Annotated in this window: 11 protein-coding genes; 9 read left to right on the top strand and 2 right to left on the bottom strand. The window is 43.6% G+C overall.

Translation table 11 applies throughout. The annotated features are described in order from the left end of the window. The first annotated feature begins 345 nt into the window (after positions 1-345). The 8 genes from EDC33_RS03780 (at position 346) to EDC33_RS03745 (ending at position 6,131) form a co-directional block, all read left to right on the top strand. Positions 346-600 (top strand): autorepressor SdpR family transcription factor, encoded by a 255-nt coding sequence (locus EDC33_RS03780; protein WP_124010217.1) that lies wholly within the window; start codon positions 346-348, stop codon positions 598-600. A gap of 19 nt (positions 601-619) precedes the next feature. Beyond that, positions 620-1,267: an SdpI family protein gene (locus tag EDC33_RS03775; protein WP_124010216.1), complete on the top strand. Its 648-nt coding sequence runs from the start codon at positions 620-622 to the stop codon at positions 1,265-1,267. Positions 1,268-1,635: 368 nt separating this feature from the next. Next, positions 1,636-2,130, top strand: coding sequence for a GNAT family N-acetyltransferase (locus EDC33_RS03770; protein ID WP_124010215.1), 495 nt, complete (start codon positions 1,636-1,638; stop codon positions 2,128-2,130). 57 nt (positions 2,131-2,187) lie between these two features. Then, entirely contained in the window at positions 2,188-2,700 is a 513-nt protein-coding gene (locus EDC33_RS03765) for a GNAT family N-acetyltransferase (RefSeq protein WP_124010214.1), read from the top strand. Between the two features lie 90 nt (positions 2,701-2,790). Further along, on the top strand, positions 2,791-3,036 hold the full coding sequence (locus EDC33_RS03760; RefSeq protein WP_124010213.1) for a hypothetical protein: 246 nt from the start codon (positions 2,791-2,793) through the stop codon (positions 3,034-3,036). A gap of 257 nt (positions 3,037-3,293) precedes the next feature. After that, complete coding sequence (locus tag EDC33_RS03755; RefSeq protein WP_124010212.1) at positions 3,294-3,953, top strand: YesK family protein; 660 nt, start codon at positions 3,294-3,296, stop codon at positions 3,951-3,953. A 226-nt stretch (positions 3,954-4,179) separates the two neighbouring features. Then, positions 4,180-4,929 (top strand): hypothetical protein, encoded by a 750-nt coding sequence (locus tag EDC33_RS03750; protein ID WP_124010211.1) that lies wholly within the window; start codon positions 4,180-4,182, stop codon positions 4,927-4,929. Further along, entirely contained in the window at positions 4,926-6,131 is a 1,206-nt protein-coding gene (locus tag EDC33_RS03745) for an erythromycin esterase family protein (protein WP_124010210.1), read from the top strand. The genes EDC33_RS03750 and EDC33_RS03745 overlap by 4 nt, the downstream gene beginning before the upstream one ends. 526 nt (positions 6,132-6,657) lie before the next feature. Here the strand turns inward: EDC33_RS03745 and EDC33_RS03740 are convergent. Both EDC33_RS03740 and pulA read right to left on the bottom strand, forming a co-directional pair. Further along, positions 6,658-8,301 (bottom strand): phospho-sugar mutase, encoded by a 1,644-nt coding sequence (locus EDC33_RS03740; protein ID WP_124010209.1) that lies wholly within the window; start codon positions 8,299-8,301, stop codon positions 6,658-6,660. A gap of 13 nt (positions 8,302-8,314) precedes the next feature. Next, on the bottom strand, positions 8,315-10,402 hold the full coding sequence (pulA, locus tag EDC33_RS03735) for a type I pullulanase (RefSeq protein ID WP_170156348.1): 2,088 nt from the start codon (positions 10,400-10,402) through the stop codon (positions 8,315-8,317). A 159-nt stretch (positions 10,403-10,561) separates the two neighbouring features. Here pulA and glgB point away from each other — a divergent pair, with 159 nt between their 5' ends. Further along, positions 10,562-12,487 (top strand): 1,4-alpha-glucan branching protein GlgB, encoded by a 1,926-nt coding sequence (gene glgB / locus EDC33_RS03730; RefSeq protein WP_124010207.1) that lies wholly within the window; start codon positions 10,562-10,564, stop codon positions 12,485-12,487. Position 12,488 lies beyond the last annotated feature (1 nt).

Genomic DNA, 12,488 nt, shown 5'->3' with positions numbered 1-12,488 from the left:
AGGCGTGTCATTATTGACGGTAAATTGCATATATCTTAAGTGTTATTTTGCATAACTAACTTTAAAAGCCCAGCTGTCTTCGTGAAAAGATTAGCTGGGCTTCTTAACTAGAGTGCAAATTATCGCTTAAATCAGTGCAAAATAACATCGAAAGTGACACCAGTGAAATCAATATCCCTCTAATGTCTATTTAGGGTCTACTTAAATCAAACTATTTTTACGTCACAATTCGTCAAAATATAATAATTTAAAAATAATTAAGAGTAGATTTATTCTAAAAATTTGACCTGGAAATCATTGTATTCTATATTTAAGTAAACGCTTAAATGTTAGGGGGGGAGGTATTTGAAAGATGCGTTTAAAGCGATGGCAGACCCTACAAGAAGGGAAATATTAATGTTGTTAAAAGAAGGGGAGATGACTGTTTCCGAAATAGCAGATCATTTCGATGTTAGTATGGCGAGTATATCTCAACACTTAAAAATATTGACAAACGCGAATTTAGTAAGATTTCGAAAAGACGGAAAATATATATATTATCAGTTACATGCTTCTATAGTTGAAGATTTAATACATTGGCTAATAAAACTAAGCAACTAATGAAAGAAGGAGATATTTTATGACTAATATAGTCAAACAAACAAAGTATTCTTTAATAATGATTGGAGTAACTATTATCACTTGGGGTTTTGCGCTTCCTTTTTTACCAGACCATATCCCCATGCAATTCACATACTCCGGAGAAGAGAGATGGGGGACTAATAAATATCTGGCAGGATTATTTTTCGTTTCGCTGATGTTAATAGTTTATTTATTAGGGATTCTTAAACCTAAAATAGATCCAGAGAGAGCAGCTTATTCAGTTTTTAAAAATTTTTATTTTATAAGTATATTTTTAACAGAAGTATTAATATATATTGTGAGTGTATTATTGGCATTAAATGCAATGGGATATGATATAAATATCCAGATTATTATTGTTTGTTCAATAGGTTTTATATTTTTGTTTGTCGGAAACTACTTGCCTAAAATTCCAACAAACTGGTTTGTTGGAATAAGAAATCCATGGACCATTACCAATGATGATGTTTGGATAAAGATCCATAGGAATACAGGAAAATTATATATGATAATAGGATTAGTATTTTTGGTGATGGGGATGTTGAATGTTATCAATCGTCCTCTAATAGTGATTACAATTATTATATGTGTCCTATATCCGCATATACATTCGTTTGTAATGTTTAGAAAAAATAATAATAATTAAAAATATTTAAATAAATGTCCCATCCATATCAAAAATAATTGCTGGCTAGCTTCATATGTCCTCACATAAACTAGGTAATAGTAGAAAAAGCGATTCGTTGACTCATTAATTTCTACTTATTTGGCTTTAAATCTTCATGGCGCATGCCATCGCGAAAGGACTTTGTTCCACCTTTTTTCACATATATTACGGTGCAAAATAGCACTTGAAAACAGGTGCAAAATAGCGTCTAAAGTGACACCCGTACTGTTTTAATTACTTCTGGCTCGAACATTTTATCCCCCTTTTTCAATTGATGTCTAAAAATTCAATCATTTTTGGTATAATTGTATCATTAATGAGTATTATTCGCTAAACAGGAGGCCATCATGATCATAAGAGAATTAAACGAAGAAGATGCGAAAGAGTTTTTGGAGCTGTGTAAGAAACTGGATGATTCAGGTTACATGCTCTATGACCCCGGGGAGCGCCAGACGAGCGTGGAGGCCCAGCAGAGCGGTATAGCAAAGTTCAAACAGGATGATGGGGTTTATTTCCATGTCGCTAAAATCGATGGAAATATTGCTGGCTTCATGGCTGCGTTCAAAGACAATCTCAATCGGAAGAAGCATTCCGCCTATCTTGTGCTGGGTTTGGATGCAGATTACAGGGGCAGGGGAATCGCCTCATCGCTTTTTGAACACGTTTTTGAATGGGCTGAGCATCAGGGCATCACGAGGCTCGAGCTCACGGTCATCAAGGACAACATCCCTGCGTTCAATCTATATAAAAAGATGGGTTTTGTGATCGAAGGGGAGAAGGTGCATTCTTTGATGATTGACGGCAGGCCGGTGAATGAGTACTACATGTATAAGCTGATTTAAAAATTAGAAAAAGCACGAGTGTGCCAGTTCAAAATTCGGATTTACAGGGGAATGGAGATGAAAATTAGAAAAGCGGTATTGAAAGATGCGCCGGGTATCGCAAAAGTCCATGTAGACAGCTGGAGGACGACTTACAAGGAAATCATACCCGGCAGTTATTTGAACGATTTATCCTATGAAGAAAGGACCGGCATGTGGAACAGGGTTCTCAAGGAAGAAAGGGGTAATGTCATTGTTGCGGAGGGTGAAGACGGCGGGATTGCAGGCTTTGCCTCACGGAATGGCAAAGATGATTCATGCGACCTGACAGCAATCTACCTGTTGGAGGAATTCCAGGGCAGGGGGATTGGAAAGATGATGTTTGAGAAGCTGTTCAAGCATTTTAAAGAGGTGGGCTACGGGAAAATATATGTCGAAGTGCTCGAGGACAATAAAACCCGTCGCTTTTATGAATACTATGGTGCAAAATTGACCGATACTGTTGAAATTCAAATCGGCGGCGAAATATTCAATGAGCTGATTTACGAGTGGGATGACGTTGATGAGGTGATAGGGAAGCTTCACAAATAATTTAATGATAGTAACATTAGTACAGGAGAAAATATGAGTATTCAATAAGGATTGTACTTACTAGATTGCATTGGAAGAGGAGGGGACAAAATGTTTAAATACTTGGCAGCTATTTGCCCTTTATTAGTGATAGTTCCTTACTTTGGTTCAGAACCATTATATCCAATAATTTTTTCCTTTATATTCGCTCTACTGGGTACAATATTTAGTCTGATAAGTATTAAAAAAGAAACAGGTATCTTAGGAAAGGTTACTCTTTTCATAAACGCATTATTCCTTTTGATTGGTATTTTAATGTTATTATTTTCTGTATTTTGGATAATTAGCGAATCTTAAATAAACTAGAAAACAACCCTCTAAGGAGAGAGTTAATGAATAGGAAAACTAAATATAATATCCTTATTATCGTTGTTATTATTGTCGGCCTTGGCCTGGGTTTACTTGGTTATTTTAGTTTTATGGAATTTATAAAAAATTTTCCAATGAATTGATTGGCTAACAGCTTCTATTTTCCCACGAAGCAGCTGGTGGCGACCAATCGGATTCCGTGGTCTTTTATTTTACAGAAGATTTCAAAAGACGGAGGCGTTAATATGACTTATTTAATCATGCTGGGTGGCATATTTTTAGGTTCCATTCTTTTCATGTTCATTTTTATCATCTCGAAAAAGAGCGGTAAGTATTATTTGGCACCAATAATCACCATTCTATTTTCTGCGATGATTGTCGCATACAGCTTATTCTTCGTTGGGGGATTTGAAGGTATGGCCTATTTATTTGTGGCAGTCGGTTTTTTATTTGTCAGCATCTTAGGCGCATTGTTTTTACCCTTCTTGATCCGTCGGAGAGAACCGCGGCAGCTTGGTAAAAGAGATAAAATCAGTCTATTGATCTTACCTGTCATATTTTTTGCGACCATCGGTATTGCCATTTGGGCAGAACAGGACTATTCGATCATCTACCAGACACGTGTTGCTCCAGCGGATACGGAAGGCTACAAAATCTCGACTATTTCCGAAGGTAGAAAAGCAGTGACTTTGCTGCTCGGGGAAGAATATGTTGGAACAGAAGTTGAAGTTGAAAGTGTAAGTGAACGAGATTCTACAGAAATCACGCTGAATTTTGAAGATGAAGTGCAAGATGGCAAAGTTCCTTTTATACAAATAAGCCTAAAAGAAATAAACGAACCTTTGACAGTACAAACGGCTGATGGGCAGACTTTTGAACAAATCAACGGACCTCCGGTAAATTAAAACCATCCGAACAAGATAATCAACCATATAATTATAGTCGTGAATGATTGGCAAGAAACATTAAGGAGAGGTAATAAGGGGTGGAAATGAAAAATCAGAAAAGCGGCATTCAAAGATGTATTGAACATTGTTGAAGTGCATGTGGACAGTTGGAGAATAGCTTACAGGTAAATCATGCCCTGCAGTTATTTAAGTAACTAACAAAACAGTTAAAGGAATTGAATACATGAAACACATATTTGCTTTTGAAAGGAAATCCGACTACGAGAAACACCAGGATATTATAGATGAATTCAGTGAAAAACTTGAGGGATATCAAGAAATACTCATAAATGAATATGCTTTGAACGAATTACCAAAAGGTGTTCTATGGACTACTGAAGAATTGGCGACCACTGTTTTTGCCAATATTCCATTGCCAGCGTACACCAATAAGGATTTAATTTATATGTCTCCCGATATAGACACTTGGAAAAAAATCTTCATGGAACAATTGGATGGAAAAGAACTTCCCGACATCCAAGAGTTTTATGAAAAGCATTCTGAAAACGAAGTGTTCATAATATTAGCGCATGAATTGACACACCACCTTGATTTATTCCTTGATGAATTTGATGATGAAAGAGAAGAAGGGATATGGTTCGAGGAGGGCATGTGTTTCTATCTTCCCAGGAAGATATTATTAAATGAGAAGGAATTCCATGAGATAACACAAACAGAGACCGAGTTGGTAGAAGCCTTTAAAGATGAATATGGGGACCATTCATTGGAAGACTTCGGCAGCAGTTCATATCAAGGCAGTATATCTAGTATCCTGTTTGATTATTGGCGTAGTTATATTGCTGTAAAGTATTTAGTGGAGACTGTTGCTGATAATGATATAAAATCAGTCTTTAATGAATACCATCAGTGGGATCAAGAGGGCAGAATCTTACCATTATCAGAGTACTTTAATATAAAGGATTTATTCAAATGAAAAAAGGATTCTTAAAAGGAATGAGTACTTTGCTGATCACTACATCAATATTAGTCGGATGTGATAGTGATGCCAAAGAATCCAGTGAAAATTCTGCTGACTACTATGAATTGGATAATGACACTGAGGATATCGGAAATATATTAGGGGAACATGACATTGTCATACTCGGTGAAAGTACGCATTGGTCATCTGAGGTCGCGAAACAAAAAACAGATATTATAGATTACTTGGCAGAAGAACATGATTTCAACCTATTGTTTTTAGAAACAGGGGATTCAGAATTTAACTACTATCAAGAGAGCGGCCTATCCATGCAAGATGGTGTGGCAACTCAATATCGACAAGAGAGCATCAAGAAATACCTGGATGGGACAAAACAACCGATTAAAGCTTTACCGATGGATTGGACGCCAGGTTTTTCGGGTAATAGAGCGAGTTCCGTTTCGATCTTAGAACAGAATATAGTGGACGAAATCAGTGAATATGATTCAGAGCTTGCAGAAGCATTTAAACGCTCTGAATTCGCTTTGCGTAACTGGTTTTCTAAAGGGCTTTTACAAGGGCAAAAAGTAGGTCATTTTGAACGCTCGGAAAATGTATATGAGAATATTAGAAATCGCCCTTTCTTTAAAGAGCTAACACCTGCAGCGCAAAATTATATCGTTTCAAGACAAGAAAATATAGAGCAGTACTATTCAAAAATAAATTTTGATGAAGGGCTTAGTGAATACTATGACTATAGAGAGATTGGGATGGCAGAGAAGGTGTTAGAACAAATGACTAAAGACGATAAAGCAATTGTATGGGTTGCGAACGGTCATTCTAATTATGATGTGGCATCCATAGAATATACTAATGAGGTATTCGTCGAGCAAAAGAGAAATGAGCGTGTCGAATCTCTTGGCGCATTGCTTCGAGAGAGTGATTACAGTGTTTATAATACAGGATTGTTTCATAATGAAGCCGAAAATTATGAACTCCTTCCTGAAGATTATGCAACACCAAGGAAAGAGAAAGATGAGACATTAGAAGGTTATATCGGTAATCGGGTTCAAAAAGATATCTTTATCGATTTTGCTACGAGTGATTTTGTAGAAGAAAGACGGTATACAGTTTTTTGGGAAGGGTTTTACGACTCCAAAATGGTGCCCCAGGAACAATTTGATGGTCTAATCTACATTGATCACATTAAAGAATGACCAGTGGAAGCAAAATAATATAAGTAAGAAATTCTGTATCTTTAAAATTCAAAACATGAGAATGTAGAATTAAATGACTGGTCTCCCTATATTCCAATAAACGACCGTTTATTGGAATACTACAATGAGGCTAAATATAGTTGGTTTCACTATAGATTATCAGTATATAAACCCGTACAAATATCTTTGTTTAATATTTTAGAAATTTATTGAGTTTTTGTACGATGGCTGAGGCTTGTCAGTGATAATTTGTTATTTTAATCGATAAATTCTCTATATTTCAGAGTTTTATTTGCACAAACAGCGTCAAGAGCCCAGCTGTCTCTATGAAAGACAAACTGGGCTCTTTAATTATAATGTAAATTATCGTCTGAATCAGTGAAAAATGATATCGAAAGTGCCATTTCGAAGATGGTTATATTCTCCCAGGTAACTGGGTTAGTCCAGTCATATATCCGTAGCATAACGCTTTTTTAAACAGACTTACTTATGGATTCAGCTCAGCACTTCCCATTCCGTTGTTTTTCTATACCCCGAATATCATATCATTGATGATTTTAGCTTCCTGCTCGATATGATCGCTGTCGAGTGAAACATAAAGCTTGATCTTCGGTTCCGTACCGGAAGGCCTGAGGGCAATCCATCCATCGTCGAAATGGATCTTGATGACATCCGCTTCCGGCAATTCGATGTCTTCTGTAGTGCCGTTGCGGTATGTCCGCTTCTGCGTCTTGAAATCTTCGGTCACAATGACTTCCCGCCTGTCGAGTTCAGTTGGAGTGTTGGTGCGGAACTGCCTCATGATCTCATTGATCTTCTCCTTACCGCTCGTCCCTTCAAACGTATGGCTGAACAGGACTTCCATCCGGCGGCCGTATTCCTCATAGATGGCTTCAAGTTCGTCGACGAGTGTGCGCCCGCTTTTTCTCAGGGCACTGGCCATCCCGATGATGTAAGGGACGATCTGTATGGCATCCTTGTCCCTGACGAAGGGTTCGAGGAGGTAGCCATAGCTTTCCTCATAACCGAGAACGAACGTCCTGTCCGTATTGCCTTCCATTGCCTTGATCTGTTCACCGATATATTTGAAGCCTGTCAGGACCTCGATCATCTCTCCGCCCTTGGCTTCCACGATCTTGCGGCCGAGGTCGCTTGTCACGATCGACTTGATGACGACAGGCACGGACCCCCCATGGTGCTCGAGGCGATGCTTCAGGAGGAGGATGCCGAGCTGGTTTCCGTTCAGATGTACATAGCGCCCATCATGAAGGACTTCGACACCGATCCTGTCCGCATCCGGGTCTGTAGCGATCAGCAGGTCCGCCCCTTTATCGGTGCCGAGCTTGCGGGATGCTTCGAATGCTTCCTCACTCTCCGGGTTCGGCGATTTGACCGTAGGGAAGTCACCGTCGGGACGGCACTGGTCCTTGACGAGATGATAGTTCTCAAAATCCAGTGAATCGAGGATGTCGGGGACAATCGGCACGCTCGTGCCGTGGAGACTCGAGAACATGACCTTCAGGTCGGAGGATGGAATTTCCGGGATAAATGAAGTGATCCTTGCCCTGTACTGGTCCTCCATATCTTCGGTGATATATTGTGCCTTTCCGGATTCGAGCGTCTCCTCAAAGGACACGGTGCCGATATTGAAGATATCCTCTATCGCATTGATCTTTTCACTCAGTTCTGCGGCAGGCGCATCAATCAGCTGGGCACCGTCGGGACCATAGACCTTGATGCCGTTGTATTCCGGTGGATTATGGCTTGCAGTGATCATGATGCCGAGGTCCGCCCCGTGCTCCCTGACATGGAAGGAGAGTTCGGGAGTCGAGATGTATTTCTCCGAAAGGCGGACGGATACATCATTCTGTACGAGGACACCTGTCATCGTCTCCGCAAATTCAGGAGAGAAATGCCTTGTGTCGTAGCCGATGACGACGAGCGGGTCCTCCACACCTTCCAGATTGTGTGCGATGCCGAGAGCAACCTTTTCAACTGTATAGCGGTTCAGGCGGTTGGGTCCGAGGCCGATCTTGCCCCTGATGCCTGCAGTTCCGAATGAAAGTGTATCGGAAAAGGCATCCGCCTTCTCCTCTTCCGTAAGTGCCTCATATGATTCCTCTGTAATGAAACTGTTGCCGATATGTTCTTCCCATTGTGCTCTGTCCACAAAGATCACACTCCTATTCCTCTGTATATTGGTTTTGATGCATAGTCGCCACTTTTCTCAGGACCGCCACCTCGTAGCCCTTGATGTAGAAGCTCCGGTTATACACCGCTTTGTCATAGTGGCGCTGGTTGGAAATTTCTATCTCGTAGGGATCCATCGTATCAAACCCGACTTCCATCGATTTTTCCGTCGGATTGATTACGATCATGAATTCACTGTTCCGGTACGAGACCTTCACCCCGAATCCGTTCGGGAGATTGCTGAAGTTCATGAATGAAAGGGCGCTGTCTATGCTTCCCTGATCCTTCAGCCTGAAGACTTCCTCCCGTTTCCTGAACTGCACCAGCGATTTGAAGAACTCGATGTTGTCCTGGTATTTGGCGCGCCTGTTCCAGTCCATACGGTTGAGCATGTCACTCAAGTTGTAGGTGTTCCCATGGCCGTATTTGGTCCGGAAGAACTCCTGGCCGGCGTGCAGGAAAGGGGTCCCGAAAGACAGGAGGACCAGCGCTGTCGCAATCTGGTGCTGGCTCTCCAGTATATACTGCCGCTTTCCGGAGGAGTACCTCAGCCGGTCATAGAGGGTATGGTTGTCATGCACTTCAACATAATTGATGCTCATCTGGGCTGTGAAGGGTTTATGGAAGCCGGTGAACAGCTCCCGGATGGCGTCTATTCCGCGGCCATCACCATTTACATACCCTTTTTCGCTGAGTTCAAAATTACTTCCTTTGATGGAATCCCGGTAATGGTCATTGAAGAAATGAACTGATGGTACACGGTAGCTGTGTTCAGGAAGTGTCTTTTTGCTGTAATCGAGTGCCGTCGGGAGATCCCAGCCTTCCCCGAGGAGGAAGATTTCACGGTCCTGTTTCTGTACGATCGATTCGATGCCCTGCATCGTTTCTATATCCAATGCCCCCATCAGGTCGAAACGGTAGCCGTCGATCCTGTACTGTTCAAGCCAGAAATGGATGGTATCGGCAATGAAGCGTCTGCCCATCATCTTTTCGGAGGCGAAATCGTTGCCGACACCCGTCCCATTGGACAGCGACAAGTCCTGGTTGTGCCTGAAATAGTAGCCGGGGACGAGCTTTTCGAAATTCGAATCCTCCACTTGATAGACATGGTTGAGCACGACGTCCAGTATGATCTTCATGCCGTTCTCATGCAGTGTCCGGATGAGTGTCTGCAGCTCTACGATGCGGTTTACCGGGTCGTTCGGATCTGTGGCGTAGCTGCCTTCCGGGACCATGAAGAAGTGGGGGTCGTATCCCCAGTTGTAGCTCTTATCCCGATTGAGTTCATCCACGGTGATGAAGTCGTTCACAGGCATCAGCTGGATATGCGTCACACCGATCTCCTTGAGATAGTCGAGGCCGCTCGACAGGCGGTGCCTGGTGGTCGTCGGCTCGGTCATTCCGAGATACCGGCCCCGCCATTCCTCCTTCACCCCGCTGTTCGGGTGGGAGGTGATGTCCCTTACGTGCGTTTCATATATTATTGCCGAATCATTCGGGATATCCGGGATGTGATGGTCGGTGAAGCCCGGATTGATGCGTTCGAAGTCCACGATCATCGCCTCCTGCCCATTCGCCGATACCGCTTTGACATAGGGGTCCAGAACATTATGGGTCGCATGATTATGGCTGGCTTCATAGTGGTAATACTTACCATGACAGTCCTGTTTGATGATCTTTTCGAAGTAGCCGCCGATCTTGTCCATGTTATAGGCCTGGCCATCGAGTATGAGCCGGCACTGGACGACGGTCGGGGCGAACACCCTGAAGATGGTATGGTCCTTTGAATAGGTGGCGCCCATCTGTTTGTCTGTAGAGTATTTCAGGTCGAATTCTATGGATAATGTATATCTGCCCATCTGAAGCGGGAAGCGTCCGCCATCAAACCTGATGTGTGTAAAATGGTCGAGGCTGATGGGGTGCTCGAGCCATACAGTGATATAGCTGCCTTTGTCTTCAGTTTTGGCTATGGACTGGAACTCATCTTCCTGGATGACGGCAAGGTCGTTCACGTCTTCAGCCTGCTCGCCTTTTCTGACTATCGTGATCTGGTCTGGTGCATCGAGATATGCATCAATCATAAAAAGCCTCCGTCCGGTTGAATGTGTTAGTGTTGATATTTGGATTGAATACTGTCTCATACAGTCTGACAATTATAAAAATTTTATACATTTTCTTTTTTAAGTTGTATAATCAGTGATGAGGGTATGTCTATAGTATAACGCAAAGGGGGAAATATTTTGAGTGAAGAAAACCTGGAAATGGATAAATATCTGTTCCATCAGGGAACCCATTACAATGCCTACGATTTCATGGGGGCACATGCTGCAGAAGATGGGGTTCGGTTCATCACATGGGCGCCGAATGCCAGTCATGTGCAGCTTGCCTGCGACTACAATGACTACTCTGGTGAAGGGCTCGATTTCGAGAAGCTCAGTGACCAGGGACTGTGGATGCTGAACACCTCCCATGTGGACGTCGGAGATGCCTACAAGTACAAGATCCATTTCGGGGAGGGGAGCCACCTCAAGTCCGATCCATTCGGCTTTCAACATGAGCGGCGTCCGGCAACTGCGAGCATCGTCCATGCAGACGCCTTCCAGTTCACAGACGATGAATGGATGGCGGAGCGCCGCAGTTCGAATGTATATGAATCCCCGATCAGCATCTACGAGATGCATCTCGGTACATGGATGAAGCATCCGGTAGAAGAGACTGAAGGGAGGACGATCGACGAAATTACAGATGCCTCCTACTACAGCTACAGGGAAGTGGCGGATCAGCTGATTCCGTACCTTGATGAGATGGGATATACCCATGTTGAATTCCTGCCGCTGATGGAACATCCCTTCGATCTTTCCTGGGGCTATCAGGTGACCGGGTACTTTGCAGCCACAAGCCGCTATGGCCGACCGGAGGACCTCAAGTACCTGATCAACCGGCTCCATGAGGCGGGTATCGGAGTCATCATGGACTTCGTACCTGCGCATTTCTGCAAGGATGCCCACGGCCTGAGGCTCTTCGACGGGTCGCCTACCTATGAGCATCCGGACGAGAGGATTGCAGAGAAGAAGGAGTGGGGGACGCTGACATTCGACTACGGCCGACCGGAAGTCCAATCCTTCCTCGTATCCTCCGCAATGTACTGGATCAGGGAGTTCCACATCGACGGTCTCCGGATCGATGCCGTACACAGTATGATCGATCTGAATTTTGAAAACTACGAACCGGACGCCAAAATATACAATGAAGATGGTACGGAGGAGAACATCGCGGGTATTGAACTTTTGAAGAAGTTGAATGCTGTGGCCTTCGAGTATGATGAGACGCTGCTCATGATGGCTGAAGACTCATCAGACAAGGCGATGATCACCCATCCGATCCATGAAGGCGGCCTCGGCTTCAATTTCAAGTGGGATCTCGGATGGATGCATGACCGGCTGGACTACATGGAGCAGGATTTCCATGCCCGTGCCCACAACCACAACAAGCTCACCTTCTCCATGGCGTACAAGTACAATGAGAACTACCTGCTGCCGCTTTCCCATGACGAAGTCGTGCACGGCAAGAAGGCCATCGTCGATAAGATGACCGGAGACCAGTGGCAGCAGTTTGCCCAGACCCGGCTCCTGTATGGCAACCAGTTCACCGAACCGGGCAAGCAGCTGCTCTTCATGGGGCAGGAGTTCGGAATGTACCATGAGTGGAAGGATAAGGAGCAGGTCGATTGGCATCTGCTCGCCTATCCGCTCCATGCGGATCTGAAGCGCTATGTATCCGATCTGAACCGCTTCTACCGGAAGCACCCTGAATTCCATGGATGGGACTACCGGCCGGAAGGCTTCAGATGGCTGCTTGTCGACGACAGCACGCATTCCATACTGAGCTATGTGCGCAGATACGGGGACTCGTTCAAGGTCTGCGTATTCAACTACCGGCCGGAAGTCTACCATGATTTCAGGATTCCTGTGCCGGAACCCGGCGTCTATCGGGAAATCTTCAATAGTGACAGCAGCGTCTACTCGGGATCGGGTGTACTGAATGATGGCCGCCACTTCAGCTCGGACGGCCATTATATCCGGGAAGACCAGTCCATACTGATCACTGTTGCACCTTTGGCATTCCAAGTATTCGAACTAGAAGATAAGACAAAAGGGAGGAAGTAGC

It is taken from the genome of Salinicoccus roseus (assembly GCF_003814515.1).
Taxonomy (GTDB): Bacteria; Bacillota; Bacilli; order Staphylococcales; family Salinicoccaceae; genus Salinicoccus; species Salinicoccus roseus.
The sequence above is the reverse complement of the archived record's forward strand: the minus strand, read 5'-3'. Positions and strand labels throughout refer to the sequence as shown.

What these genes read in the sequence shown, in the direction of transcription:
- EDC33_RS03775 (WP_124010216.1), top strand. Translation starts at nt 620, where the DNA reads ATGACTAATATAGTCAAACAAACAAAGTATTCTTTAATAATGATTGGA.
- EDC33_RS03770 (WP_124010215.1), top strand. Translation starts at nt 1,636, where the DNA reads ATGATCATAAGAGAATTAAACGAAGAAGATGCGAAAGAGTTTTTGGAG.
- EDC33_RS03765 (WP_124010214.1), top strand. Translation starts at nt 2,188, where the DNA reads ATGAAAATTAGAAAAGCGGTATTGAAAGATGCGCCGGGTATCGCAAAA.
- EDC33_RS03760 (WP_124010213.1), top strand. Translation starts at nt 2,791, where the DNA reads ATGTTTAAATACTTGGCAGCTATTTGCCCTTTATTAGTGATAGTTCCT.
- EDC33_RS03755 (WP_124010212.1), top strand. Translation starts at nt 3,294, where the DNA reads ATGACTTATTTAATCATGCTGGGTGGCATATTTTTAGGTTCCATTCTT.
- EDC33_RS03750 (WP_124010211.1), top strand. Translation starts at nt 4,180, where the DNA reads ATGAAACACATATTTGCTTTTGAAAGGAAATCCGACTACGAGAAACAC.
- EDC33_RS03745 (WP_124010210.1), top strand. Translation starts at nt 4,926, where the DNA reads ATGAAAAAAGGATTCTTAAAAGGAATGAGTACTTTGCTGATCACTACA.
- pulA (WP_170156348.1), bottom strand. Translation starts at nt 10,402, where the DNA reads ATGATTGATGCATATCTCGATGCACCAGACCAGATCACGATAGTCAGA.